This window comes from Thermosulfurimonas sp., from assembly GCF_015491435.1.
Taxonomy (GTDB): domain Bacteria; phylum Desulfobacterota; class Thermodesulfobacteria; order Thermodesulfobacteriales; family Thermodesulfobacteriaceae; genus Thermosulfurimonas_A.
This window is the reverse complement of the sequence record NZ_WFVX01000203.1, coordinates 1-24,116: the sequence shown is the minus strand read 5'-3', so window position 1 is coordinate 24,116 and position 24,116 is coordinate 1. Positions and strand designations below refer to the sequence as shown.

General features: G+C 56.9%; 25 protein-coding genes. 14 read left to right on the top strand and 11 right to left on the bottom strand.

Going from position 1 to position 24,116, the window contains the following annotated elements:
* The 7 genes from F8J34_RS09495 to F8J34_RS09465 all read right to left on the bottom strand — a co-directional run.
* On the bottom strand, positions 1-523 hold a 523-nt coding region (locus tag F8J34_RS09495), incomplete at its 3' end, for a DNA translocase FtsK 4TM domain-containing protein (RefSeq protein WP_297058847.1).
* 46 nt (positions 524-569) lie between these two features.
* On the bottom strand, positions 570-1,184 hold the full coding sequence (locus F8J34_RS09490) for a tetratricopeptide repeat protein (protein WP_297058844.1): 615 nt from the start codon (positions 1,182-1,184) through the stop codon (positions 570-572).
* Between the two features lie 4 nt (positions 1,185-1,188).
* The gene (locus F8J34_RS09485) at positions 1,189-2,061 is read right to left on the bottom strand and encodes a hypothetical protein (protein WP_297058842.1); all 873 of its coding nucleotides are present in this window, start codon (positions 2,059-2,061) and stop codon (positions 1,189-1,191) included.
* Positions 2,045-4,129, bottom strand: a complete 2,085-nt coding sequence (locus tag F8J34_RS09480; RefSeq protein WP_297058839.1) for an urea transporter — start codon at positions 4,127-4,129, stop codon at positions 2,045-2,047. Before F8J34_RS09480 ends, F8J34_RS09485 begins: the two co-directional genes overlap by 17 nt.
* Positions 4,126-5,466 carry an alanine racemase gene (locus F8J34_RS09475; protein ID WP_297058836.1) on the bottom strand — a complete coding sequence of 447 codons (1,341 nt, stop codon included), beginning with the start codon at positions 5,464-5,466 and terminating at the stop codon, positions 4,126-4,128. The genes F8J34_RS09480 and F8J34_RS09475 overlap by 4 nt, the downstream gene beginning before the upstream one ends.
* Positions 5,463-6,491: an ATP-grasp domain-containing protein gene (locus F8J34_RS09470; protein WP_297058833.1), complete on the bottom strand. Its 1,029-nt coding sequence runs from the start codon at positions 6,489-6,491 to the stop codon at positions 5,463-5,465. Before F8J34_RS09470 ends, F8J34_RS09475 begins: the two co-directional genes overlap by 4 nt.
* Positions 6,488-6,733: a PqqD family protein gene (locus tag F8J34_RS09465; RefSeq protein WP_297058831.1), complete on the bottom strand. Its 246-nt coding sequence runs from the start codon at positions 6,731-6,733 to the stop codon at positions 6,488-6,490. Before F8J34_RS09465 ends, F8J34_RS09470 begins: the two co-directional genes overlap by 4 nt.
* A 121-nt stretch (positions 6,734-6,854) precedes the next feature.
* On the opposite strand from F8J34_RS09465, the gene F8J34_RS09460 reads away from it, so the two are divergent.
* Both F8J34_RS09460 and F8J34_RS09455 read left to right on the top strand, forming a co-directional pair.
* Positions 6,855-7,253, top strand: coding sequence for a metalloregulator ArsR/SmtB family transcription factor (locus tag F8J34_RS09460; RefSeq protein WP_297058829.1), 399 nt, complete (start codon positions 6,855-6,857; stop codon positions 7,251-7,253).
* A complete protein-coding gene (locus F8J34_RS09455; RefSeq protein ID WP_297058826.1) occupies positions 7,250-8,536 on the top strand; it encodes a permease in 1,287 nt (428 codons plus the stop codon). The genes F8J34_RS09460 and F8J34_RS09455 overlap by 4 nt, the downstream gene beginning before the upstream one ends.
* On the opposite strand, the gene F8J34_RS09450 is transcribed toward F8J34_RS09455, so the two are convergent.
* Positions 8,533-9,747, bottom strand: coding sequence for an ATP-binding protein (locus tag F8J34_RS09450; RefSeq protein ID WP_297058823.1), 1,215 nt, complete (start codon positions 9,745-9,747; stop codon positions 8,533-8,535). The two genes, F8J34_RS09455 and F8J34_RS09450, sit on opposite strands and share 4 nt — an antisense overlap.
* 52 nt (positions 9,748-9,799) lie before the next feature.
* On the opposite strand from F8J34_RS09450, the gene F8J34_RS09445 reads away from it, so the two are divergent.
* Genes F8J34_RS09445 through F8J34_RS09405 form a run of 9 tightly spaced genes read left to right on the top strand, consistent with a single transcriptional unit; the run spans position 9,800 to position 18,488 of the window.
* Entirely contained in the window at positions 9,800-10,045 is a 246-nt protein-coding gene (locus tag F8J34_RS09445) for a thioredoxin family protein (protein WP_297058821.1), read from the top strand.
* 2 nt (positions 10,046-10,047) lie between these two features.
* Positions 10,048-10,482 (top strand): arsenate reductase ArsC, encoded by a 435-nt coding sequence (locus F8J34_RS09440; protein ID WP_297058818.1) that lies wholly within the window; start codon positions 10,048-10,050, stop codon positions 10,480-10,482.
* Positions 10,479-11,522 (top strand): ACR3 family arsenite efflux transporter, encoded by a 1,044-nt coding sequence (gene arsB / locus F8J34_RS09435; protein ID WP_297058815.1) that lies wholly within the window; start codon positions 10,479-10,481, stop codon positions 11,520-11,522. The genes F8J34_RS09440 and arsB overlap by 4 nt, the downstream gene beginning before the upstream one ends.
* Positions 11,509-12,873, top strand: a complete 1,365-nt coding sequence (locus F8J34_RS09430) for a TolC family protein (protein ID WP_297058812.1) — start codon at positions 11,509-11,511, stop codon at positions 12,871-12,873. The genes arsB and F8J34_RS09430 overlap by 14 nt, the downstream gene beginning before the upstream one ends.
* On the top strand, positions 12,858-13,106 hold the full coding sequence (locus F8J34_RS09425) for an AbrB/MazE/SpoVT family DNA-binding domain-containing protein (RefSeq protein ID WP_297058810.1): 249 nt from the start codon (positions 12,858-12,860) through the stop codon (positions 13,104-13,106). Before F8J34_RS09430 ends, F8J34_RS09425 begins: the two co-directional genes overlap by 16 nt.
* Positions 13,097-13,534, top strand: a complete 438-nt coding sequence (locus F8J34_RS09420; protein WP_297058807.1) for a PIN domain-containing protein — start codon at positions 13,097-13,099, stop codon at positions 13,532-13,534. The genes F8J34_RS09425 and F8J34_RS09420 overlap by 10 nt, the downstream gene beginning before the upstream one ends.
* On the top strand, positions 13,521-14,639 hold the full coding sequence (locus tag F8J34_RS09415) for an efflux RND transporter periplasmic adaptor subunit (protein WP_297058805.1): 1,119 nt from the start codon (positions 13,521-13,523) through the stop codon (positions 14,637-14,639). The genes F8J34_RS09420 and F8J34_RS09415 overlap by 14 nt, the downstream gene beginning before the upstream one ends.
* A complete protein-coding gene (locus F8J34_RS09410; RefSeq protein ID WP_297058801.1) occupies positions 14,636-17,749 on the top strand; it encodes an efflux RND transporter permease subunit in 3,114 nt (1,037 codons plus the stop codon). Before F8J34_RS09415 ends, F8J34_RS09410 begins: the two co-directional genes overlap by 4 nt.
* Positions 17,742-18,488, top strand: coding sequence for a sulfite exporter TauE/SafE family protein (locus tag F8J34_RS09405; RefSeq protein ID WP_297058800.1), 747 nt, complete (start codon positions 17,742-17,744; stop codon positions 18,486-18,488). Before F8J34_RS09410 ends, F8J34_RS09405 begins: the two co-directional genes overlap by 8 nt.
* A 17-nt stretch (positions 18,489-18,505) precedes the next feature.
* Here the strand turns inward: F8J34_RS09405 and F8J34_RS09400 are convergent, their stop codons facing one another.
* The gene (locus F8J34_RS09400; protein WP_297058798.1) at positions 18,506-18,886 is read right to left on the bottom strand and encodes a PIN domain-containing protein; all 381 of its coding nucleotides are present in this window, start codon (positions 18,884-18,886) and stop codon (positions 18,506-18,508) included.
* Entirely contained in the window at positions 18,855-19,097 is a 243-nt protein-coding gene (locus F8J34_RS09395) for an AbrB/MazE/SpoVT family DNA-binding domain-containing protein (protein WP_297058796.1), read from the bottom strand. The genes F8J34_RS09400 and F8J34_RS09395 overlap by 32 nt, the downstream gene beginning before the upstream one ends.
* 79 nt (positions 19,098-19,176) lie before the next feature.
* Between F8J34_RS09395 and F8J34_RS09390 the strand changes: the two genes are divergently transcribed.
* The gene (locus F8J34_RS09390; protein ID WP_297058793.1) at positions 19,177-19,902 is read left to right on the top strand and encodes a formylmethanofuran dehydrogenase subunit E family protein; all 726 of its coding nucleotides are present in this window, start codon (positions 19,177-19,179) and stop codon (positions 19,900-19,902) included.
* Between the two features lie 3 nt (positions 19,903-19,905).
* Here F8J34_RS09390 and nhaA read toward each other — a convergent pair whose 3' ends face one another.
* Positions 19,906-21,270: a Na+/H+ antiporter NhaA gene (gene nhaA, locus F8J34_RS09385; RefSeq protein ID WP_297058790.1), complete on the bottom strand. Its 1,365-nt coding sequence runs from the start codon at positions 21,268-21,270 to the stop codon at positions 19,906-19,908.
* Positions 21,271-21,403: 133 nt separating this feature from the next.
* On the opposite strand from nhaA, the gene F8J34_RS09380 reads away from it, so the two are divergent.
* Together F8J34_RS09380 and F8J34_RS09375 are read left to right on the top strand one after the other, a co-directional pair.
* On the top strand, positions 21,404-23,329 hold the full coding sequence (locus tag F8J34_RS09380; RefSeq protein WP_297058788.1) for a TonB-dependent receptor: 1,926 nt from the start codon (positions 21,404-21,406) through the stop codon (positions 23,327-23,329).
* Positions 23,330-23,353: 24 nt separating this feature from the next.
* Positions 23,354-24,116 (top strand): DUF4198 domain-containing protein (locus tag F8J34_RS09375; protein ID WP_297058785.1); only part of this gene is annotated, 763 nt, incomplete at its 3' end.

The following is a 24,116-nucleotide window of genomic DNA, read 5'->3' as shown; positions in this document are numbered from 1 at the left end:
GGCCTCCCCGGAGGCGGGGGCGCTTCAGGGAAAAGGAGGGGAGGAGGAATTCGCCCAGTATCCAGCCAAGCCCGAGAGCTCCGGTCAGAAAAAGGAGGATCAAGAGCCCCGGCACCCCGATGTAGGGTCTAAGATGCTGGAAGAGGAAGCCAATGATTCCCCCGTTAAGCGGATAGCGAAAACGGGAACCCCAGGACTCGGGTACGAAACTTAAGCCCAGGCTGGAGGCCAGGGTGAGGGCCAGAACGCCTCCCAGGGCGTGCCGGGGAAAGTTTTCCCTCCGCAGGAAACGGACCCCGAGGAGCAGGACCAGAGCCACCAGGAGAAAGGCCGCAAACCCCAGGAGATTGAACAGAAACCCGGCCAGATAGGCTCCGGCCAGGCCTCCCCAGTTGTGGATATGGTTGGCCCCTACATGCCCCCAGCTTGGATCCTGGGGACGGTAGGAGAGCAGGGCCACCCCGGAGAAGGTGCCCACTACCACCAGAGCGAGCCCCCAGGGGTTAAAAGGTAACTTTTTCATGGAAAAAACGATAACCCACGGTCTTTGGGCTTACAAGAGAGAAAAACTAAGGGGAAACATATTTGGAAGCCACGGGGTTCGCGGGATCGAGAATCAGAATGTTTCTGAAGATTTCCAGCGCCCTGCGACGTTTACCCTGTTGGTAGAGATCCAGGGCCAGTTCGGTGAGGAAGGCCGTGTCGGTAGGGTAAAGGGTGAGCATTTTCCGGCACACCGCCTCGGCCTGGGCGTATTTTCCTTCCTTTCGGAGGGCCACGGCCAGGCGGAGATTACCGTAATAGTTGTAAAAATCTCGTTTCAGTACCTGATACATCAGGGCCTCCACCCGGGTCCAGTTTTTCTGAGCCAAGTAAGGCAGACTCAGTCCTAGTAGGGGTTCCACGGCCCCGGGAGCCACCGCCGCGGCAATCCGGTAATGGTGGATGGCATTGCGGTAGTGCCCCTCCAGATAAAAAAGCCAGCCCAGGCGGAGGTTGACGGTATATCCCCGGGGAAAGTTCTCGTAAACCGGAAGCAGGGCCTCCCGGGCCCGTGCATATTCTCCCCGTCTTTCAAACTGATAGGAAAGTTGATAGGCCCTTTTTATACGTTCATAATCCATGCCCCGGGCCGGAAGACTCCAGACCGGAAGTAGAAACAGGAGCAGAATTAATTTCCGCATGGCTTTAGAAGCGATACCCTACCCAGCCGGTGAACACCGTCTGGTTGACGGTGCGGGAAGAACTCAATTCCACATAGGTATTCCAGGTGGCCGTAAGTCCCACAAAATAAGCCCCCTGGTTATAGGTTATCTCGCCCGAGGCTCCGCCCTTATATTTTTCGCGGAGATTGTACACCACAAAACCGGCTCGGCGCACCGCAAAGACCTGTTGCCCCACCCATCCGGAAAGCCGAAATTTCCAGGGCCCCTGACTATGGGTGGCCGATAACTCCAGGGCATAATAATTGCGCAGGGGAAGGCCGAGTTTGGCCCGGCGGTGAGGATGGATATAATATCCGCTACCTTCCAGATATAGAACCCGGGAGCCGAATTTCAGAAAATAGCCCGCATGAGGGCGAAGCTGAAGGACTTCGAAATCGGTACGATGATGGTACTCGGAGTAGGCTACTTCCAACCCGAGGTTCCAGCGATAGGGAACAAAATAAAGCAGGTCTCCGAAGAGGATGCGGCCTTCGTCGGTGAGATCATCATCGCTGGAGATATAATGGCCCCCTAGGCGCAGGGATAAACGGGAGAAAGGGGTTCCGGTTCGAATATAAGCTAGGGTGTAGTCGGTTTGATCCAGGTCTTCATAGCCGGATTTATAGTTCAGATGAAGCTGAGAGACTGCGGCCTCCACCCCCTGATGTAATCCGTCGCCCAGGCTGCCGTATAGGGTAACCGCATAACCGTCTTTTTTGAGCTTGGAGTTTCCATAGTTGAGATAGGTGCCGTAAAGAGCCAGATATTTTTTAAGATTTCCGCTCCAACCTAGGCCGTTAGAAAGGGCTAAAGCAAACAGGGTCAGAGCCAGGAGAAAATTAATCCTCCCTTTCATCCTCTTTCCTCCTGATGGTGAAGGATCCACCGGAACTCTGGACTTTTATTTCTTCAAATCCTTTCTGCGGTGCCAGACGAGTATAAACCCTAAATCTTTGCTTACCATAGGAGATTTCCCCTTCCAAGTCAAGTTTTCCTAAGGCCCGGTAGCGGCCTCGGGGCTTAGGTAGAGAAGGATAGAGGGAGAGAAGCAGGAGATAAAGTTCCTTTTTCAGGGGAGAGAGCACCACCTCCAAGGGGAGATGATCCGTCCAGCGAAGATGGGGACGAAGAGCAAGAGGAATCTTGGGGGCAGCCAGGAAAAACCATCTCAGAGGGGAGCGGGTGGATCCGTCGTAGGCGAGAAAATAAAAGGCGGAGCCCCTCTGGACGAAATAAAGACGGGCCTTGCCATTGGTAAGATAGAAAGTCCCGTCCGGAGCCATCTCCACCCGAAGGGAGAAGGTTTGTTGGGATCCTTTCTGATCCCGGATTTCGTAAATATACCGATCCCCCAGGAGAAAATTCAGGGCATGCTGAAGACGTTTTTCCGGAGGGGCCGGTTCCAGGGTTTCTTCCTCTGCGGGTAGGGAAAAATCGCGGAATTCTCCGTTCCGTAGATAGGAACTGAATACAAAGGGAAGGGTGGGGCTCCCTATTTCAGGACCGCTTTGAATATGAATATGGAGATGGGGTTCCGGAGCATAACCGGAGCTTCCGCACAGCCCGATGAGGGTTCCTTTGACGATCCAGTCGCCCTTCTTTACCCGAAAGGTTTCCGGGCTGATATGGGCCAGCACCACATAGAAACCCCGCGGATCGTAAAGGATGATATGGTTGCCCCAGGGATAATCGTGGTTGGCCGATCCCGGAGCTTCGTCCGGAAGACCGTCCACCAGTTCCACCACCCTTCCGGTAACCGGAGAGAAGACCGGTTTACGGTAGGCATAATAATCGTTCAGATTCAGACCCTCTCCGGTGTGGGTGCGTCCTTCCTCGTCGGTGATGACCAGATCCAGGGCATAACGCCAGGCTCCTTTATGGGTGAAGCGTCCGTTCGGTCCCTGCCAGACCGTCCACCTGCCGCTGACCGGAACCTCCAGATCCGGATCACGGGGGAAACGTGTTTCCCGATGGAGGTAGTAATCCAGGGTCCTTTCCGGGGTGCCGCGATAGTAAAGGGTGAGTTTGCGGTAACGGGAGAGCCCCAGACTGTAGAGCATCAGTAAAGTGACCAGATTGAAGGGCAAGGCAAAGGCCGGAAGCCCGAATTTTTCCCAGAAGATACGGGAGGCCTCGGTGAGGGGCACGGCGATCACCGAGGCTATCAGGGCCAGAAGATAGCTTTCCGGCGAAGGGATCAGAAAAACGCCTCCTGTGGCCAGGGCGATGAGGACGAAATTGAAGTGATTGGGATCGGAAAAGGCCTGGTGTGCGGAACCGGTGAGGAGATAGCTGGTGAGGGTTCCGGCCAGGTAGCCCGCCAGGGAGAGGAGGGCCAGGATGCGGGAGAAGACCAGCAGTATGCCGAAGAGGATCAGGCCGGGCACCGGGTAAGGCATGAAGAAGATGGCTCCCAGAGAACGCAGAAATCCCTCCATCCAGAGGGGCAGGTGGAGATTCCAGAAAATTTCCGGGGGATGAAGGGCCACGAAGAGATTGGAATAGCGGTAAGAGGCCAGGGCTGCGGTAATGCTTCCCATCACGAAAGGAAGACTGAGCACCGGGAGTCGAAAATAGTAAGACAGGGCCGAGGATAGGCTATAGGTAAGAAGGAAGGTGAATATGCCCATAAGGGCCAGAAAAATAAGGCTCAAAGGGCCAATACGAAAGAAGTAACCGATGGAGAGTCCGACCAGTAGAGGATTATAGATATAGAAATCCAGGCGCAGGAAGTCTTCCCTAAGTCCCAGAAAACGGGCTGCAAGGTAGGCCGAGAGTACGCAAATCAGCCCGGATAGACCCAGATTGGGACTTAAGAGGGTGAGGAGGATAAGAATACCCAGTCCGGCCAGGGGATGGGGCAGGAAGAGGATGCCGGAGTAACTGTTCAGGATGGAGGTTATGACCGGTTTAAGGCCCTTCATCGAAGATGTTCAGGGATCCGCTCCCGATGCACCACGTCTTCCAGGGTTTCAGCCTCCCGGATTACCTCCACCTGTCCGGATTCCCCGATCAGGACCACCCGGGGGCGATAGGTGATGAATTGCATCCACTGGGTAAGGTTGTAGGCCCCCACCGGGGAAAGGATAAGATGGGTGCCTCTGGGCAGGGGAGGGAGCCAGGCGTTTTCCTCCACCACGTCGATGTTCATGCATAGAGGGCCGTAGAGGATACAGGGCTCCGGTGGCCCGGGCAGTTCGCGCTCTATTTCTATGCGAAAGTGGTACCAGAAGGCCGTGAAAAGCAGGTTTACGCCGGCGTCCAAGACATAGGCCCGACGGCCATCGGCGAGTCGTTTGGCGGATCTTACGGTGGTGATAAGGAAGCCGGCCTCGTCCACCAGGGCTCTCCCGATTTCGAGAATAAGGAGAGGGTAGTCGCGGGCCATGGTTCCCAGAAGAAGGGAGCGGGCAATCCTTTCCGCATACTCAGAAAGAGGGGGAATTCCCACCTCCGGGGGAAGATACAGGCCCTTAGGACGGCTCCGGGAGGGGAAGCCCCCTCCCAGGTCCAGGTATTCTATGTTCCAGCCGAATTCTTCTTCCAGTTTGCGGGCCAGACGAAGGAGTTTTTCCGCGGCCCGGGCATAAGCCTCGGGGTCGAGGATGAAGGTCCCCTGATGACAGTGCAGGCCCGCGACCTCCAGTCGGTCACCGGCGGCAATCCTCCGGGCCACACTCAATACCTCGCCGCTTTCCAGGTTAAACCCGAACCGATCCCACCGGGGATAGATCCCGGTGTCCATATTGATGCGCAGGCCTATCCGAATTTTCTGCCCCGTTTCCCTGGCGATCTCCTCCAGATCCAGAATCTCGTCCAGAGAGTCCACATTGATGCGGGCCCCTTCCAGGACGGCCTGTTTCAGGATTTCCCGGGGCTTATAAGGCCCGTTAAAGATGATGTTTTCTCCGGGTACCCCTAATCTCCGGGCCTTGTGATATTCAAAATCAGAAACCACCTCTGCGCTGGCTCCCTCCTGATGAAAGATACGACAGATGGCATCCAGGTAATTGGTTTTATAAGACCAGCTGAGTTCTACCCGCGGATAGTGACTCTCGAAGAGCCTTCGGAGATAGCGAAACTGGTCTCGAAGTCGCTTTTCGGAGAAGACGAAGAGGGGCGATCCGAATCTGCGCACCAGATCCTTTACCGGTACCCCGTCTATTTCCCGGCGCACCATGCGCAGAAGACCGCTTTTTTTGTCCCTGAGCAGGCCCACCTGGAGTTTGATGATGGAGGGTTTTTGATAGGGTTTTTTCATCTTTCTCCCCTGGTGACCATGCGTTGAAAGAGGTCCAGGTCGGTTACCAGATCGTCGGTGAATCGGATATAAAGTTTACCGGCCGGATATTCCCAGTCTCTTTCCGGTTCCTCTCCCAGAGCGGCCCGAAGTAATCTTTCAGGTAGATTGAGCCCCACCCCTACCGCGAAATAGATCCAAGCCGGGAAACGGGGATTGATTTCGATAAGATAGATGTCTTCCCCGGAGACGATGGTTTCCAGTTCAAAGGCCCCTCGCCAGCGGAAATGCCGGACGAATTTTTCGGCGGCCTCAAGAAGCCCGGGATGCTTCACGGTTACCCCGGTCCAGATCTTTCCCAGAGAGGTGATCCAGAGTTTCTTTATGGCCAGGAGACCGAAGTGCCCACCCTCTCCGTCTCCCACTCCCACCACGTTCATCTCCTCGCCCTCTACTATTTCCTGGATGATCACCGGATAGCCCCATTCGGCGGAAATACTCTGAAAATATTGCAGGGCTTCGGTGGAATTGTAGGCCCGAAAGGCCCGATAGAAGAGTCCCTTGACCATGACCGGAAAACGCAGACGGGAAAGAGCCCGCTGGAGTTCTTCATAGGAGGAAACCGCAAAGGTGGCGGGGGTTTTCAGGCCGGTGGCCTCGGCTATTACCGGTAGTCTATCTTTGGCCCGTAACTTGAAATGTTTACGGGTGGGAAGGAAACTGCGGACTCCTAACTCCGAAAGGCGGGGTTCCAGGTCTATAAAAAGGGGGAGTTCAGGATCGAGGGCGGGAATGACCACTTCGATTCCTTCTTTTTCTTGGATGTAAAGCAAACGATTAAGAAAGGGGGCCTCACCTTCGGAAGGATAGGGCATGAGATAGACCCTATCGATGAGGTCCGTGAGATAGACCCCCGGCTCCATGGCGTCATAGGCCAGCCCTACCACCGAGACCGGGATTGCTCCTTCCTTTAATCCCTTGATAATACCCAACCCTGGTCCGGGATTATCCACGGCGTTTATTCCGGAGACCGCCACCTTGATCATCTGGGTTCCTTCCAGAGGCCGTAGCGGGTAAGGACTTCCAGGAAGTCTTCCAGATCGCGCCGAGCTTCTTCCGGCGAGACCTCGTATTCCTGGCTCAGGAGCCGGGCTATCTCTTCGGGAGAAAGATCCTGACGCAGTTTTTCCAGGATAAAGAGGCCGGTTTCGTTTACTGTGTAACTGTTTCCGGTTTCAGGATCGAAAATGAACCCCTCCTCACTTATGGCCAATCGCCGAAGTTTCATTCCCCCTCCTGCATGAAGGGGATTTTATCCCAAAGAGGAAATCTTTTCAGCTTCTTGACTTCTTAGCCATTTGGCTATATAACTTTATAGTTAAGAAGACAAAGAATGCCGAGGAGGGTTTATGAAGAGGCTTACGCGGCGGTTTAAGGCCCTCTCCGACGGAACGCGGCTCTCCCTCCTGGTCCTTCTTTCCGAAAGGCCCTGCTGCGTGTGCGAGCTGGCCGCGGCCCTTAACCTCTCGCAGCCCACGGTCACCCGTCATCTGCAAAAACTCTCCGACGCGGGTTTCGTCTCCGCGGAAAGACACGGCTTTTTCCAGATCTACCGCCTCGCCCCGGAGGACGATGAAGCCCGGAGGCTTCTTGCGCTTACCTTTGAGGCCTTAAAGGACGATCCCGCGGCCGAAGCCCTTCGTGAGAAGCTCCGCCGGCTTGAGGTGGGGCCACCCTTTCTGCGGCAAGAGGCCTGCGGGGTCTGCGCCGGGCCCGAAGAAAAAACCCTTGCGGAGAAGGAAGGATGAAAGCCCTCAAGCGTCTTTATGAGATCGGGATCGGGGTCGCGGTCTTTCTCTTCTTTTTCTTCTTTCCCGCCCGGGAGCGGGTCCTTTCCGGGGCGCGGGAGGCCCTGCTGCTTGCCCACTGGTACGCCCGGGAACACGTGATCTTCTGTCTCATTCCGGCCTTTTTCATCGCCGGGGCCATAAGCGTTTTCGTCTCCAAGGAATCGGTCATGCGTTATCTGGGGCCTACTGCCCCCAAGCCGCTTGCCTACGGGGTGGCCTCGGTCTCCGGGACCATCCTTGCGGTCTGTTCCTGCACGGTGCTTCCGCTTTTTGCCGGAATTTATATGAACGGGGCCGGGCTCGGGCCGGCCACCACCTTTCTTTATTCCGGCCCGGCCATAAACATCCTCGCCATCGTGCTCACCGCCCGGGTGCTCGGAGCCGGGCTCGGGCTGGCCCGGGCGGTCGGAGCCATCGGAGCAAGCATCCTGATCGGTCTTCTCATGGCTCTGGCCTTCCATCGGGAGGAAACCAAACGCATGGCCGAATTTTCCGCTGCCCCTCCGGAAGAAGGCCGCCCCCTCTGGCAGACGGTGCTCTTTATGGCTACGCTGGTGGCTATCCTGGTCTTGGCTACCTGGGGGCACGGAACCGGGCTCTGGGAGAGGATCTACGTTTTTAAGTGGAAACTGGTCTCTGCCTCGGCTGCGGCCCTTCTCGTAGAACTTTACTTCTTTTTCCGGGTAAGTCCCATCTGGCTTTTCGCTACGGCCGGGGCTGCAGCCCTGGGGGAGGCCCTTTTCCCCGGGCATGCCATAGCCTTTCTTTCCGCTGTGGTGGTGCTTTCCGTGGCCCTGTGGCATACCGGAGGCGAGGCCCGGGAGTGGTTCGATTCCTCCTACTGGCTTGCACGACAGATCCTGCCTTTACTCTTTCTGGGGGTGCTCGGGGCGGGGTTCTTTCTGGGCCGTCCGGGGCATGAGGCCTTCATCCCCTCGCGGTTTGTGGCCGAACTGGTGGGGGGAAACGGGCTTCTCGCCAACTTCTTTGCCGCTATCTCCGGGGCCTTTATGTACTTTGCCACCTTAACCGAGGTCCCCATCTTGCAGGGGTTGCTCGGGGCCGGGATGGGGAAGGGACCGGCGCTGGCCCTTCTCCTTTCCGGGCCGGCGGTCTCCCTTCCGAGCATGCTCGTCATCCGCTCGGTCCTCGGCACCAAGAAGACCGCCGCCTATGTGGCCCTGGTGGTGGTCATCTCCACCCTCTGCGGGTGGCTCTTTGGAACCTTTTTCGGGGGTTAGAGGAGATGCCAGGGGATAAGCTTTATTCCCCCGGGAAGCGTGCCGGTCTCGTCCCCGGCATGAACCAGATAGAGTTTGGGAGGGGAGGGGAACTGATCTTTGAGAAGGAGAAGGTTTTCGGCCTCCCGGGGGCCGGGCTGCGAGGTGAGCTTGACCTCAAAGGCGTAAAGGTGTCTTCCGCAGCGCAGGATGAAATCCACCTCCCTTTCCCGGCCGCCGAGTTTTCGGAAGAAATAAAGTTCCCCGGAAAGAAGCACCGAGGCCGCATGCAGGTGCTGAAAGACAAGGTTTTCAAAAAGATGTCCCAGAAAGGTCTCGGGTATCTCTCCGGGATGGGTATAGCCCGCAAGGGCACAGGCCAGTCCGGAATCAAAGAAATAAAGTTTGGGGCGCTTGGCAAGCCGCTTGGCGAGGCTAGTGTAGTAAGGGCGCAGTCGATACACCAGACCGGAGGTCTCCAGAAGGTTGAGGTAGCGCGAGGCGGTGGGCTGGGAGAGCCCGGCGTCCCTTGCGGCTTCGCTTATATTGAGAAGCGAGGCGATGCGGCTGGCGAGGACCTCAAGGAAACGGTGAAAATCGGCAAGATCCGCCACCTGGGAGAGATCGCGAAGGTCTCTTTCCAGATAGGTGGCCACGTACCCCCGCCACCAGAGACGGGCCTCCTCCGGGGAGGAAAGAAAGGCCACCGGAGGGGTGAGACCCTTGAAGAGGATTTCTTCCAGGCTGAAAGGAGGTTTGGGGGCTTCCGGAAGAAGGTCTTTTTTAAGGAGCGCAAGGAGGCCCGAGGGACGCTTGAGGAATTCCGAAAGGCTGAAGGGACCGAGTTCCAGATAGACCGCACGTCCGGCCAGGGACTCCGCCACCCCTTTCATGAGGAGAAGATTGGCCGAGCCGGAGAGTACGAACCGGCGCGAACGGTCGCCATCCACGGCCTGTTTCACATAAAGGAGGAGTTCCGGAGCCCGCTGAACCTCATCCAGGATGAGACGTTTTTCCGCAAAAAGGATCTCCCGGGGCCGGTAGCGAAGAAGGGCCAGGACCTCGGGATCGTCCAGCGAAAAATAGGGCCATTCGCGGAAGGGGGACTCCTCGCGCAAAAGGGTACTCTTTCCCACCTGTCGGGGCCCGGTAAGGACCGTAACCGGCGAGAAGGAAAGCGCCCGGCGCAGGAGCCGGGCCAGATCCCGGGGATGGTATGCAAAATTATTCATAGCTTGAATAAAATTCAATCACAAGATGAAAAATTTGTAAAGGAGGTGTGCCATGGGGAAGGAGATCAAGATTCTGGGTCCGGGGTGCCCGAGGTGTGAGGCCCTTTATAACAATGTGATCCTGGCTCTTGACGAGCTGGGGGTCGAGGCCACGGTGGAGAAGGTGAAGGACCTCGGTCAGATCGCGGCCCACGGGGTGATGCAGACCCCGGGTCTGGTGGTGGACGGAAGGGTGGTCTCCCAGGGGAAAATCCTTTCGGTGGAGGAGGTAAAGGAGATCCTTAAGGAAGGGGCCTAAGAATGAAAAGCCCGGAAGGAGTGGGGAGAGGGGGCCCCCTCCGGGTCCTTTTTCTCTGCACGGAAAACGCCTGTCGTTCGCAGATGGCCGAGGCCCTGACCAATCACTTTTTCGGGGATCGGGTCCGGGCCTTCTCCGCCGGGGTGCGCCCCGGAGGGGTGCACCCCCTGGCCCGAAAGGTCCTCTCCGAGCTGGGAATAGAGACCTCGGGGCTGCGAAGCAAACACCTTAATGAGTTTGATGGGCAGGAGTTTGACCTGGTGATCACCCTCTGTGAGGCGGCCGCGGCCGAGTGTCCGGTCTTTTCCGGGGCGAAAAAGAGGCTTCATCTCCCCCTTCCGGACCCTGCAAAGTCAAACGATCCCGAGACCTTCCGCCGGGTGCGGGACCAGATTCTCTCCCGGCTAAAAGAACTCCTTGAGGAGGAAGCGATATGAGACGCAAAAAGATGCGCTTTTTTGACCGCTACCTTACCCTGTGGATCTTTATGGCCATGGCCTTCGGGGTGCTCCTCGGAAAACTGGTCCCGGGGACGGCCCGGTTTATCGAGCGTTTCCAGGTGGGGACCACCTCCATTCCCATCGCCATCGGACTCATCCTGATGATGTATCCCCCGCTGGCCAAGGTACGGTACGAGGAGCTTCCGGTGGTCTTTTCCAACAAACGCATGCTCGCCCTCTCCCTCATCCAGAACTGGGTGGTGGGGCCGGTGGTGATGTTCGTGCTCGCGGTGCTCCTTCTCCCGGATCATCCGGACTACATGATGGGGGTCATCCTGGTGGGCCTTGCCCGCTGTATCGCCATGGTCCTGGTCTGGAACGATCTCGCCGACGGCGACCGGGATCTGGCCGCAGGCCTCGTGGCCTTTAACGCCCTCTTCCAGGTCCTGACCTATTCCCTTTACGCCTACTTTTTCCTCTACGTCCTTCCCTGTCACCTGGGCCTTAAGGGCTGCATCATCAAGGTCTCCATGGCCGAGGTGGCCAAATCGGTCTTCATCTATCTCGGAATCCCCTTCCTCGCGGGGCTTTTGAGCAATCAGATTTTAAGACGCACTAAAGGCGACACCTGGTATTTTTCCCGCTTCATCCCCCGGGTCTCCTGGCTTACCCCCATCGCCCTTCTTTTCACCATCGTGGTCATGTTTTCCCTTAAGGGGCAGTTCATCGTGGATCTTCCGGTGCACGTCCTCCGGGTGGCCCTTCCCTATGTGGGCTACTTCTTCCTTATGTGGTTCGTGACCTTCTTTATCGCCTACCGCATGGGGATCTCCTACCCCAAGACCGTGGCCGTGTCCTTTACCGCGGCGAGCAATGACTTTGAGCTGGCCATCGCCGTGGCGGTGGCGGTCTTCGGGCTCAAGTCCGGACAGGCCTTTGCCACGGTGATCGGGCCCCTGGTGGAGGTCCCGGTCCTCATCTCCTTAGTCAATGTGGCCTGGTATTTTCGAAGGAGGCTTTACGGTGAAACCTCTTAGGGGGCCGGCGCTCCTTTTCCTCCTTCTTGCCCTTTTAGGGGTGCGGGCCGCCCCGGCCCTAACCCTAAAAGAGGCCCTGCGCGAGGCCCTGGCGAAGAATCCTGAAATCCTTGCCCGGGGCCACGAGGTGCGGGCCGCGGGAAGCGCCGTGCGGGCCGAACGGGGAAGGCTCCTTCCCCAGATAAACTTTACGGCTCAGGCAAGCCGCTTAAGTGACCCCGTGCCCGTGGTCTCCATCAAGGGGCCGGGAAAATTCCCGGCTTTTAGCCGCGACATCTACCTTTCCGAGGTGGATCTCGTCCTTCCCCTTTATGCCGGAGGAAGGTTGAGGAAGAGGGTCCGCATCGCGGAGATAGAGAGGGCCTTGAGGGAGAGCCTTAAGGATCAGACCGCACTCGACCTTCTGGCCAACGTGAAGGACACCTTCTATTTAGGACTCTATCTCAGGGAGCTTGTTTCGGCCCGGAAGAAGACCCTTTTAGCGTTGAAGCGGGAGGAAAAGGAGGCCGAACTTAAGCTTAAGGTAGGGCGCATTCCGCCTCTTGATCTCCTGCGCATAAGGACCCAGGTGCGGGCCGAGGAAGCGGCCCTTGCCGCGGCCCGGGAGGGTCTGCGCCGGGCCAAAGAGGCCCTCTCCGTACTCCTCGGAAGGCCTCCGGAAAGCGCCCTTGAGCTTGAGGGCTCCATCCTTCGCGTCCGAAAGCCGAAGGAGGTTTCGCCGGACCTGGCCCTTTCCTGCCGGCCGGACATCCTGGCCCAGAGGGAGGCGGTGAGAAAGGCCGAGGAGCTCGTGGCACTTGCCTTCCGGGAGCATTTTCCCGAGCTTGACCTTTACTCAAGCTACGGTCGTAAGGCCGGCTCCGGGCTCAACCATTCCGAGGAGGTCTGGGAGGCCGGGGTGCGCCTGAGGCTCAACCTTTTCAGCGGGGGGACTATCTCGGCCCGGGTGGCCGAGGCCCGCTCGCGGGCGCTGGCCGAAAGGGAGCGTTTGCGGCTCCTTGAACTTTCGGCCCGAAGGGAGATCGCGGACGCCCTCTCCCTCATCGCCCAGGCCGAAGAAGAAGTGGCCCATCTCGAGGCCGCAAGGGCCACGGCCAAGGAGGCCTTCCGGGTGGAGAGCCTGAGATACCGCACCGGGGCCGGCACGGTGACGGACATGCTGCTGGCGCAGGCGGCCTGGGCCCGGGCCGAGGCCGACTATCTTGCGGCCCGCTATCGCCTGGCCAAAGCCTACGTGGCCTACGAGCGGGCCACCACCCTGCTGGCCCGCGGCTGGCTCAAACTCCGTTGTTGGAATATCATAAATTCCGAAAGTAAGAATTCGGAGGAAGAAAAATGGGCAGAGAAATAGTGCTTCTTGGAGAGAAAGGGCAGATTACCATTCCCAAGAGGTTGCGCGAGAAATACGGTTTTGAGGTCCGATCCCCGGTCATCCTGGAGGAGACTCCGCAGGGCCTTCTCCTCAAGCCTTCCGTGGCCGTAGAGGTGAGGATCTTTTCCCGGGAGGAGGTTGAGGAATGGGTTAAAGAGGATCAATTGCGCGGAGAGGAAGAACGCGAGGAGATCCTTAAAAAATGGCGTTAACCGTCTTTCTGGACAGCAATGTCCTCTTCTCCATCGCCTACTCCGGTCCTGAGCGTTCAAGGAGTTATCTCCTGTTTGAGCTTGAGAAGAAGGGCAGGCTCCGGCTTTATATCTCCGAACTCGTTTTCCGGGAGACTGCGGTAAACCTGCGGCTTAAACGGCCGGAACAGGAACCCTTCCTTAAAAAGCTCCTTTCCCGTTTGACCATCCTTCCGGATCAACCCCTCGGTCTGCCTCAACTCGGGTTTCTTCCCCTCCAGGACCGGCTCATCCTGGAAACCGCGATCTCTAACGGCCTCCAGTTTTTCCTCACCGGGAATCGGCGCCATTTCGGTCCCCTTTACGGACGGAAGATAAAAGACACGCGGGTTCTTAGTCCCGCGGAATTTCTTCACCGAAGGTTCGGAGGGAAAGATGCGGAAGATTAAGATCCTTTTCGCTTTGCTCGTGGCGGCCGCGGTGGTGGCTTTTGCCGTGCACAAGGTGCGGGAGAAGCGGGCCGCCTTAAAGAGGTTACCCCCGCCGCGGGTCGTTCCTTTACCGGTTGAGGTGGCCCGGGTCAGGGTGGGAGTCCTTCCGGTTACCGAGCACTATTTAGGGGTAATCCGGCCCGTGCTTTCCGCCAAAATCACCTCCCGGATCACCGGCTATCTCCTTTCCGTAACCAGGTACGAGGGGGATTCCGTGGAAAAAGGCGAGGTGCTTGCCCGCATCGACGATACTCCCATCCGGGCGCGTATCGCCTCGCTTAAGGCCCAGATCAAGGCCGCACGGGTGACCTATCTCACCCGGAAACGGATCTTTGAGCGCGACCGGGTGCTCTATCGCCACAAGGCCATTTCCCAGGAGGCCTTTGAACTTTCGGAGTCCGCCTTACGGGAGGCCGAGGCCCGGCTTAAGACCCTTCAGGCCGAGCTTTCGGCCGCGGAAAACGACCTCACCTATGCCGTGATCCGGGCCCCCTTCTCCGGGGTGGTTACGGAAAGACTCAGGGAGCCCGGGGACATGGTGGTCCCCGGAGCACCCATCCTGGCTCTTGAAGACCCTTCCCGGGGCTATCGAATCTTCGTGGGCGTGCCCCAGGCCAAGGCCGCGCTCTTTAAACCCGGGGCCCGGGCGGTCCTTACCGAAGGAAAAAGGAGGCTTTCGGCAAGGATCTTTCGGGTTCACCCGGCGGTGGGGCCCGGGGAGCTGGCTACGGTGGAGATCAGGCTTGCCTACCGGCCTTTCGGGCTTCCCTCCGGGGCCCGGGTGGGGGTGGATCTCGTGGTCTCCAAGGTAAGGGGAGCCATCGTGCCTCTTCGGGCCCTCCTTGAGACCACAAACGGGACCTATGTCTTTCTGGCCCGGAAGGAGACGGGGCCTTTTGCCCGCATAGAGGTGGCAAGGGTCCGGGTCTTCGGCCGCGCGAAAGAAGAGGTCGCGGTCTCCGGCGCCCTTTCTCCCGGAGACCTGGTGGTGGTGGCCGAGGAATCCACCCTGCTTGCGCTCCATGCCGGCCAGAAGGTGCGTATAGAGGGGCCGAGACCATGAATTTCGTAGAGCGCTATTTAAGGAACCCCTATCTCATTACCTCGGTCATCGTGCTCACGGTGGTCCTGGGCTTCATGTCCTTCCGGAAGATGCCTCTCAATCTCTTTCCCGATGCCAACTATCCGAAGATCGCCGTGGTTCTGGTCTGGCCCGGGGCCTCGGCCGAGGACATGGAAGACAAGGTGGCCCGTCCGGTGGAAAAGGAGCTCGCCACGCTGGATCTGGTGCGCAAGGTGCAGTCCTCCTCGCGCGATGAGGTGGCCGCGGTCTCGGTGGAGTTCGAGTATAAAAAGAGTCTTGATTCCGCGGAGGTGGATGTCTCCGCGGCCTTAAATCGCATCTGGGCCTCTCTTCCCCGGGGGCTCCTTCCCCCGCGAATCTTCCGGGTAAGCGACGCCACGGTCCCGGTGCTTACGCTGGCGGTCTATCCCCGGCCGGGCTCGCCTCTTGATCTCGCCAAGGTGCGGCAGATCGCGGATAACGAACTGCGCGAGGCCCTTCTTCGCATCCCCAAAGTGGCGCAGGTAGAGGTCTTCGGGGGCTATTTTCCGGAAATAAGGGTGGAGGTTTCTCGGGATAAGCTTTCCCGCTACGGGCTAAACCTCGCGCAGGTCATCTCCGCCCTTTACGCCCAGAATCTGAACATTCCCGGGGGCCTTCTCATTCGCCGGAAGGATCAGCTCCTCATCAAGGTGGCCGGAGAAAAGCTTGAAAGGGAGAAGCTTCTGGATCTGGTGGTGGCCCGCACTCCCCAGGGCGAGATCCATCTGCGGGACATTGCCCGCGTGAAAACCCTTTACACCGAACGCGAAAGTTTCTTTCACGGAAACGGGCACCCGGCCATCGGCATCAACCTCCTGCGTCCGGAAAAGGGCCATGTCACCGAGACCCTTGAGGCCTTCCACCGGGCCTTTCCCAAAATCAAGCGCCAATTCCCGGATCTCGTCTTTGAGATCGCCGATACCCAGGAAAACCTCATCCGCACCTCGGTCTCCAATATGATTGACGCCCTGCGGGACGCGGTGGTCCTTACCGTGCTGGTGATCTTCGTGCTTCTCGCCCGGATGCGTATGACCCTCCTTGCCGCCATCTCCATTCCCTTCACCTATTTCATGACCTTTTTCGGTATGTGGATCCTCGGCTTTGAGCTAAACATTGTGACCTTAACCGCCGTAATTCTTGCCGTGGGGCTCCTTCTTGACGACGCCATCGTGGTCATCGAAAACATTGATCGGCACCACCATCTGGGAAAACCTCCCTTCCGGGCCGCGGTGGAGGGCACGCGCGAGATCATGCTGGCCGACTTCGCCGGCACCATCACCACCGTGGCCGTGCTGGTCCCCATCCTTTTTATCGGGGGCTATGTGCAGAAGATCCTGCGGCCGCTCGCCTCGGTCCTCATCCTGGCCCTTCTTTCCTCCTACGTGGTCTCCATCACCGTGATCCCTCTTCTCTCCCAGAAGATCCTTAAACCGCAGGGCGAGCGGAATATCCTTGAGCGTTTCCTCTTCCGGATAAGCGAGGGAGTGCTTGAGCCCTTAAGGAATTTCTTCGTAAGGCTTTTTGATTTTGCGGCAACCAAGAGGCTCCTTTTCATCGGGCCGCTCGGGATCGGGCTTCTGATGATAAGTCTCAGGCAGATGCCCCTTGTGGGTCGCGACCTCATGCCCCCCATGGACACCGGGATCATAAAGATCGCCTTTGAGACTCAGGCCAACACCTCCCTTTCCGAGACCGAAAGGATCGTAAACCGGATGGAGAAGATTATTCGGCAGACCCCGGGCTTCATCCGCATGGCCACCATGGTGGGAAGCGAACCCGGGGTGATCAGCTTCGGGGCCGAAAGGACCCCGCAGCAGGGGCTCATCACCGTGCACTTCATTGACCGCTTCCACCGGAAGGAAAGTATCTGGCAGATCGAGGACCGTCTCCGGCGCGAGTTCTTAAAGATTCCGGGGCTGCGTTACGTGCATGTCTATGACTTCGGGGCCACGCCCCTTTCCTCCATCGCCGCCCCTATCGACGTGATGATAAGCGGGCCGGACCCTAAAATCCTCGATCGTCTGGCCGACGAGGTGGTGGCCCGGCTCCATCGGGTGCGGGGGCTGGTCTCCATCTCCCGCAACTGGTATCCTGACAAACGCGAGATCCGGGTCCTTCCCAATCTGGAGCGTCTTACCCACTACGGGCTTTCGCCCCTTGATCTCGCCCGCACCATCCGCACGGCCTTTAGCGGCGCGGTGGCCTCGGTGCTCCGGGTCCCCGGGGAGGACGGCTATGTCATCCGGGTGCGCTTTCCGGAGAGCGAACGCTTAAGCCTTTCCGATCTCAAGACGCTCTTTATCCCTACCGCGAAAGGGCCGATCCCTCTTTCCGAGGTGGCCGAGATCCGGGCAGCGCAAACCCTTACCGTTTACAGACGCCAGGCGCTCTCCCCGGTGGTGGATGTCCTGGGCTACCGCTACACCACGGCCATCACCCATCTTCAGGGCCAGGTGAACCGGCTTCTCTCTGACCTTCCCCTTCCCCCGGGCTATCGCCTAAGCCAGGAGGGGGAGATCAAGCACATGAAGGAATCCTTCGGGCGTCTCAGGCGGGCCCTGATCCTGGCCCTGGTGCTCCTTTATTTTTCGCTGGTTCCCACCTTCCGGTCCTTCGTGGATCCGCTCACCATCATGGTGGCCATCCCGCTTTCCCTGATCGGGGCGGTCTGGGGGCTTCTCATCGTGGGGCGGCATTTCTGTATGCCCGCGGCCATGGGGATGATCCTCCTTTCCGGAATCGTGGTCAACAATTCCATTCTGCTTATTGATTTCATCAAAAAGGCCCGGGCCGAGGGGAAAGGCCGGCGCGAGGCCATAGAGGGGGCCATCCGGGTGCGCACCCGTCCCATCGTGATGACTGCTCTCGGCACCATCACCGGTATGCTTCCCATCGCCGCCGAAAGGGCCCTGGGGCTTGAGAGGCTTTCCCCCCTTGCGGTGGTGGCCATAGGCGGACTTTTCGTCTCCACCTTCCTCACCCTGCTTTACGTGCCCCTCTTTTATACGCTTTTTGAGGATATAAGAGACAAACTTTCAAAAATCCGGAGGAGGTTTTCCCATGAATAGTTCCCTTGCCATCATGACCGGAGGCCTTTTCGGCCTGGCTTTTGTCTCGGGGATGCTGGGCTTAGGGGTGGCCTTTGCCGCGGTGCCCTTCCTTTCCTTCTTTCTTCCGGATCTGGTAAACCAGGTCCAGCCCCTGACCCTTCTTCTAAACGGTCTTACGGCCCTTTTTGCTACTTTTGGGTTTGCCAAAAGCGGCTATGTGGAATGGAAAAAGGCCCTTCCCCTTTCCGTGGTCACCACCGCCGCGGCTCCGATAGGGGCCTTTCTCACTCGATTTATCCCGGTGATGGTGATCTGGGTAGCCTATCTTCTTTCGGTAAGCTATCTGGCCTACCGGCTCTTTAAACCTGTAAAAGGCGAGGAGGGCCGGGAGGAAAATTTTAAACTGGCCCTGATGCTTGCGGTTCCCATTTCGGTGCTCGCCGGTTTTCTGGGCATCGGCCCGGGGTTTCTTCTCATGCCCACCCTCATTCTTCTGGGATTCGAGCCCAAGAAGGCCGCGGGTATCAACGCCTTTGCCGTAACCCCGCCTTCCTTCTCAGCCCTCATCCCCCACCTGGGGACCGCCCACTGGGATCCTCTTCTTACCGGCGCCCTTATCGGGGCCGGCGTGGTAGGGGCCTTCCTCGGGGCAAGGTTCACCAGCCTTTATGTGCCGGGCAATCGTCTGAAACAGCTTTTCGGTCTTCTTATCGTGATAATGACCGCTTACAAAATCTATACTTTAATAGGAGGTTAGCCAGGAGGAAAAATATGCTATTTCAGAACATCCCGATCGAAACTGAAGATCCGAAGTCCTTTGTTTTTGGCCCAGGCCAGAACTATAGCGTCCACCATATCAATTTTTCGCCGGGCAAAAATCTTCAGAGCTTGCCGGTAAACTTCTATTTCCCCTACCAATCCCCGATAATCAAGAAGCCGGAGGAGTTTATCGGCAATTTCTTCGCGAGGGACAGTGTAAATCTTGAGAAGCACATAGACCGTTTCTGCAAGAACACTTTCAGGAATAAAGGCACGTTCTGTACCGCTCCTTACCCGTTCCCAGAAAGCGCAGGCTTTTCTGAAATGTTCCTGGTGGTCTCCGATGAGATAGCGGATGATAACGTTAGTGTCCACTACTACCACCGAACTTTTCACGCACCACCTCCGCCCATACCTCTTCCTTGGAAAGCTCTCTTTGGGGTTGGGCGTATTTTTTTAGGGAGCCGGCCAGATCCTCAACAGGTTCAATTATTACCCGACGGTCTTCTAAGATGAGACGCAAAACTCCAGAGCCCAGAGCCTCTCTGATCTTTTTGGGAAGGGTGATTTGCCCTTTCCGGGAGACCTTGACCGTCTTTACCACCATACTTCATTCCTCGGGAAGTTTTTTAATTATTGTAAAGCAAGATTTAAAAGTAAAGAAGTTCCTAAATAGGAGGTTAGCCATGAAGCGTATCTGGGCCGCAATTCTTATCCTTCTTCTTTGTACCGTTCCGGTCCTTGCCGGAGAAGGGGCCACGGACAATTCCCCGGACTGGTTCTTCCCTAAGTGGGCGGCGGAGGCTCCCAACAACCGGCCCATCAAGGTGCTGGATACTGAGGCTCCTCTTGGCCGCTACGCCTTAAAGACCAAGGAGATCGGACTTAAAGATCTGGCCCGCATTCACGGCCATCTCTGCGATGGACTGGCCTTTGCCTTTGTAGCCTTAAGGCAGGCCCTCTTAAAGCTCTTTCCCGATGGAGTGGTGGACCGCACGGATATCCGGGTGGTTACCCGAAACAGCCCCTGTTTTGTGGATGCCGCCACCATGATGACCGGGGCCCGCATTAATTTCATGACCGTGAGGGTGGATAACTCCCTGGGCTGGGAATTCATCGTCCAGAGAATTTCCACCGGAGAGACCTATCGGGTAAGGCTTAAGTCAGGGTTTATTCCGGAAGATTTTAAGAAGATGGAGGAGGATATCCGGGCCCGGCGCAGGAAGGGGCTTCCGGTCTCAGCCAAAGAGATCGACCACTACGAAGAGCTTCTTTCAGCCTTTATCCGCAAGATCCTTTACACCCCGCCTGAACGGTTCCTCATCCTGGAGCGACTCCTCCACTACGAGTTTCATTTCCTGGACCTTTTCGGCCCCCGTGGGGATGTAATCAACAAAAACATGCCGCGATAGTCTTTACTTTTCGGGCGAGGCCAGATACCTGAGCCACAGGTAACCTATGAGGCCCGCAAGGAGGGAGGCCAGAAGGATTCCCATTTTGGCCTGTTCCAGAAGGATCTTTTCTCCGGGAAAGGAAAGTTCGGCCATAAAGATACACATGGTGAAACCTATGCCGGCCAGAAAACCCACCCCGATAAGGTGCGGCGTCCTCACTCCGCGGGGTAAAGGGGCTATTCCCAGACGGTTGAGTAACCAGGCCGTGCCCGAGATGCCTGTGACCTTTCCTATCACCAGCCCCAGCACGATGCCCAGGGATACGGGGTGATGGAAGATCCCGAGGATCTTCTGTATTTCCAAATGAAGTCCGGCGTTGGCCAGGGCGAAGAGGGGAATAATTCCCAGGGCCACGGGAAGGTGCAGGGCATGTTCCATTTTGAGGGAGGGGGGCTGCACACTTTCCACCGCGGCATGGATGGCCTGGATCACTTCTTTCTGGCCGGGAGTGAGAGTGTAGTGAGGGTAAGTAGGCCGGTCTTCGCAGGCCCGCAGGAGTTTCTGGAGCACATCTTTAAAGTATCTGGGAATGAGTTTGGGGCGGCTGGGAACCGCTAAGGCGGTGAGCACTCCGGCAAGGGTGGCGTGTACGCCGGAGGAAAGCATGAACCACCAGAGGACCACCCCTCCGGCCAGGTAAAGCCCGCTCCGGTAGAGACCGGCTCGATTGAAGATCCAGAGCAGGCCCCATACGGCCATGGCCCCGGCCAGGGCTTTAAGATTCAGGGTCTGGGTATAAAAGAGAGCGATAACCAAAACCGCTCCCAGATCATCCACAATAGCCAGAGCGATGAGAAAGGTGATTAATCCCCGGGGAATGTGGCGGCGTAGCAGCACCAGGACACTTATAGCAAAGGCAATATCCGTGGCCATGGGGATGCCCCATCCGTTAAGGGTGGGTTTTCCGTGGTTGACCAGGGCATAGAGAAGGGCCGGGAGCACCATACCTCCCACCGCTGCCACCACCGGAAGGAGAGCTGCCCGGGGATTGGAGAGTTCCCCCACCAGGATTTCCCGTTTTATCTCCAGCCCGATCAGGAAGAAGAAAAAGGTCATGAGCCCTTCATTGATCCAGTGATGCAGACTCATGCTAATTTCTCCGGAACCGAAACGCAGAGCCAGTTCCTGTTCAAAGAAATGATGATAGGCTTTCCCCAGCGGGGAATTAGCCATAACTAGCGCCACTACCGTCATAAAAAGAAGGATCAGGGCCGAAGCGGTCTGACTCCTGATGAATTCTTCCAGGGGGGTGAGAAGACGATCCACCGCCTTTTCCCAGGGGGCATAAAGACGAAATTCTTCGGGGAAATAGAAGGAATTTTTCATCCGTTCACCGGCCCTTCAATATAGCTGAAAACCCCTCATCCGACGAGCCCTGTTCTTTCCTTGACATCTAAAAATCAAAATGGTAATAATTCGTGCCACGAAATTTAAACTAGTAATACTTAAGGAGGTGAACATGCGGAAGGGGTTAGGGTGGTTTTTGCTCCTGTTGGCTATCTGGCCCGGATGGTCCTTTACGGTCCTGGCAGCCGATGATTCTCCCGAGAAAAGCTCCTCTCAAGCAGGTGAGATAGTGATAACCGCCACCAAAACTCCTCATCCCCTGAAGGATGTTCCGGTGGAAACGGTGGTTATAACCCGGGAGGAAATCGAACGTTCCAGCGCTCAGACGGTAAGCGACCTCCTGCGCTATGTTCCCGGGATCTTTGTGCGGGGCGAGGATGCACCGGGCATTTCCAGCTGGCGGGCCAGGATAAGGGGATTGAGCTTTAACGACGGTTACGGACTGATTCTGATCGATGGAGAGCGGGTAAGAGGAGAGGGAATGGGAGACTCCGGCATAGGGCTTAATCAGATTCCGCCCCAGATGATCCAGAGAATAGAGATAGTTAAGGGGCCCGGCTCGGTCCTTTACGGTAGCGATGCCCTGGCGGGAGTGGTGAACATCATCACCAAGCCCGCCCCCGAGAGAACCATCTACGGTCTGGAGGGAGCCTACGGAACCTATTGGACCAACATGGAATACTCCTACTGGGGCACTAGGAACGGCCCCTGGGGCGCTATTTTCCAGGCCGCTCGCGAGGAATCCCAGATGGGACAATACGGAGTAAAACGATCGCGGGATGAAAGTTTCAAAAGGGAAACCCTGCTCTCCAAACTTTCCTATCAGTTAAATTCACGTCTGAGCCTGGGGCTTAAATTCACGGCCCAGGAAGAGGAACGCTGGATCGATTATAAAACCCAGGATACCAAGGTAAAGAGAAAGGGTTATAAGTATCGTCTGTCTCCTCACCTGCGATGGGTCTTTGAGGACGATTCGGAGCTCATCTTACGGGCCTATTATTATGACTGGAAGTTCGACGCCCATTCCTATGGCACCGATCCCTATCCTTATGCCCTCTATCACGGAGATATGTACTATCGGGATGTCGAAGTTCGCTATCATAAGCCCTGGGGAATGAGCCATCTCTTTACCCTGGGGGGCGAGTATCGTCAGGAGGAGCTGGATTATACCTTCTCGCATCGAAAGCTGGATATTACCGCCCTCTATCTTCAGGACGAAATAGAGTTACATCCGGGGCTCCCCCTGGAATTGGTGGCCGGAGCCCGGCTGGACCATCATTCCAGGTACGGCACAGAACTTTGCCCTCGGATAAGTATGCTGCTGAAGATCGACCCTTCTACCCGGGTAAGGGCTTCGGTAGGCAGGGCCTTTAAGTCTCCCACCATCCGGCAGGCCTTCTATACCGAGCCCTATCCACATGGAGGATATTTCTATGTGTCCAATCCGGATCTGGATGCCGAGACCTCCTGGGGATATTCCCTGGGAATAGAACGTACCCTGGGGCCTCTCTGGAGCAATATTACCTTTTTCCGAAATGATGTCCGGGACATGATCGTTAAGTATTACACCTACCGGGACATCAATAACGATGGAGTTGCGGAAAAGATCAGGACCTTCAAGAACGCTCGCAAGGCTTACACTCAGGGTATAGAGGTGGCCCTGCGGTGGACCCTGATTCCGGATCTCTTAACCCTCAAGGCCGGCTACACCTATACCGATACCAAGGATCGAGATACGGATAAAGATCTTCCCTTTGTCCCCCGGCATAATCTGGCCGGCCATATCTTTTTCCGCTATCGTCCCCTGGGGCTTTCTCTGGATCTGGGCCTCCAGTACGTAGGAAAGATGTATCTCAACACCTCTAACACCGAAGAGAGCAGCAGTTATTCAGTGGTGGATGTAAAGCTCATCAAGTCCCTCGGGGAACATGCCTCCTTTTCTCTGGAGGGCAACAACATCTTCGATTCGGACTACGGAGAGCCGGATCGCCAGTGGTGGGGAGCCACCTGGCTGGCGCGTTTCAAGATGGATTTTTAAAAAATTCTCAAGGAGGGAAAAGACATGAAAAAGGGTTTGTCCCTGCTCTTTCTTCTGGTTTTCTTGTCCCCGGCCTACGCCCATTTTTTGTGGCTGAACGTGGACGATTATACCCCCGCTCCCGGGCAGGAGATCCGCATCACCCTGGGATGGGGGCACCAGTTTCCTCAAACTCCGGTTCCTCCCCGGGCTGAAATGGTCCGAAGGATCTCCCTTTTTCTGATCGATCCCCAGGGTCGGAAGATCCCCCTGAGCATACCTTTAAAAGAGGGAAAACCTCAGCCGGTAAGGGTTCGTCTGCACCAAAAGGGAGTGTATCTAGCGGTAGCTCTGGCCCGACACTTTGTTTCCAAGACCACGGAGGGATACTTCTATCGATCCCGCCTGGAACTGAAAGACAAGGAGGTCCTGTATTCCAAATGGTCCGAGACCACCGCGATAGCTATTATAAGTGTGGGCCAATCCCGGAAGATTCCGGTATCCAGGCTTAACTCGAACTTCTATCTTCTTCCCCTTGAGAATCCTTCCTTGGTGCAGGAGGGGGAGGTCTTCCGGGTCCGGGTGGTCTTTAAGGGAAAGCCCTGTCGCACCTGGGTCTATGCTACCTATGCCGGGTTTAGCCCTTTTAAGGATACCTACGCTTGGACTATCCGAACGGATCATCAGGGCCTGGCTCCGATTAAGCTACTCAAAAAAGGGCCCAGCTGGTTGCTGAGGAGTGAATTCACCGAACCCTATCCGGATCCCCGTAAAGCCGAGATGGCGAGTTATAAATGTACCGTAACCT

Bases quoted from the DNA above. Each gene is read 5' to 3' on its own strand.
- F8J34_RS09390 (WP_297058793.1), top strand. From the start codon at position 19,177: ATGAAGCGTATCTGGGCCGCAATTCTTATCCTTCTTCTTTGTACCGTT.
- F8J34_RS09395 (WP_297058796.1), bottom strand. From the start codon at position 19,097: ATGGTGGTAAAGACGGTCAAGGTCTCCCGGAAAGGGCAAATCACCCTT.
- F8J34_RS09425 (WP_297058810.1), top strand. From the start codon at position 12,858: ATGGGCAGAGAAATAGTGCTTCTTGGAGAGAAAGGGCAGATTACCATT.
- F8J34_RS09405 (WP_297058800.1), top strand. From the start codon at position 17,742: ATGAATAGTTCCCTTGCCATCATGACCGGAGGCCTTTTCGGCCTGGCT.
- F8J34_RS09485 (WP_297058842.1), bottom strand. From the start codon at position 2,061: ATGAAAGGGAGGATTAATTTTCTCCTGGCTCTGACCCTGTTTGCTTTA.
- F8J34_RS09465 (WP_297058831.1), bottom strand. From the start codon at position 6,733: ATGAAACTTCGGCGATTGGCCATAAGTGAGGAGGGGTTCATTTTCGAT.
- F8J34_RS09420 (WP_297058807.1), top strand. From the start codon at position 13,097: ATGGCGTTAACCGTCTTTCTGGACAGCAATGTCCTCTTCTCCATCGCC.
- F8J34_RS09455 (WP_297058826.1), top strand. From the start codon at position 7,250: ATGAAAGCCCTCAAGCGTCTTTATGAGATCGGGATCGGGGTCGCGGTC.
- F8J34_RS09380 (WP_297058788.1), top strand. From the start codon at position 21,404: ATGCGGAAGGGGTTAGGGTGGTTTTTGCTCCTGTTGGCTATCTGGCCC.
- arsB (WP_297058815.1), top strand. From the start codon at position 10,479: ATGAGACGCAAAAAGATGCGCTTTTTTGACCGCTACCTTACCCTGTGG.
- F8J34_RS09440 (WP_297058818.1), top strand. From the start codon at position 10,048: ATGAAAAGCCCGGAAGGAGTGGGGAGAGGGGGCCCCCTCCGGGTCCTT.
- F8J34_RS09410 (WP_297058801.1), top strand. From the start codon at position 14,636: ATGAATTTCGTAGAGCGCTATTTAAGGAACCCCTATCTCATTACCTCG.
- F8J34_RS09460 (WP_297058829.1), top strand. From the start codon at position 6,855: ATGAAGAGGCTTACGCGGCGGTTTAAGGCCCTCTCCGACGGAACGCGG.
- F8J34_RS09470 (WP_297058833.1), bottom strand. From the start codon at position 6,491: ATGATCAAGGTGGCGGTCTCCGGAATAAACGCCGTGGATAATCCCGGA.
- F8J34_RS09415 (WP_297058805.1), top strand. From the start codon at position 13,521: ATGCGGAAGATTAAGATCCTTTTCGCTTTGCTCGTGGCGGCCGCGGTG.
- F8J34_RS09475 (WP_297058836.1), bottom strand. From the start codon at position 5,466: ATGAAAAAACCCTATCAAAAACCCTCCATCATCAAACTCCAGGTGGGC.
- nhaA (WP_297058790.1), bottom strand. From the start codon at position 21,270: ATGAAAAATTCCTTCTATTTCCCCGAAGAATTTCGTCTTTATGCCCCC.
- F8J34_RS09445 (WP_297058821.1), top strand. From the start codon at position 9,800: ATGGGGAAGGAGATCAAGATTCTGGGTCCGGGGTGCCCGAGGTGTGAG.
- F8J34_RS09480 (WP_297058839.1), bottom strand. From the start codon at position 4,129: ATGAAGGGCCTTAAACCGGTCATAACCTCCATCCTGAACAGTTACTCC.
- F8J34_RS09450 (WP_297058823.1), bottom strand. From the start codon at position 9,747: ATGAATAATTTTGCATACCATCCCCGGGATCTGGCCCGGCTCCTGCGC.
- F8J34_RS09490 (WP_297058844.1), bottom strand. From the start codon at position 1,184: ATGCGGAAATTAATTCTGCTCCTGTTTCTACTTCCGGTCTGGAGTCTT.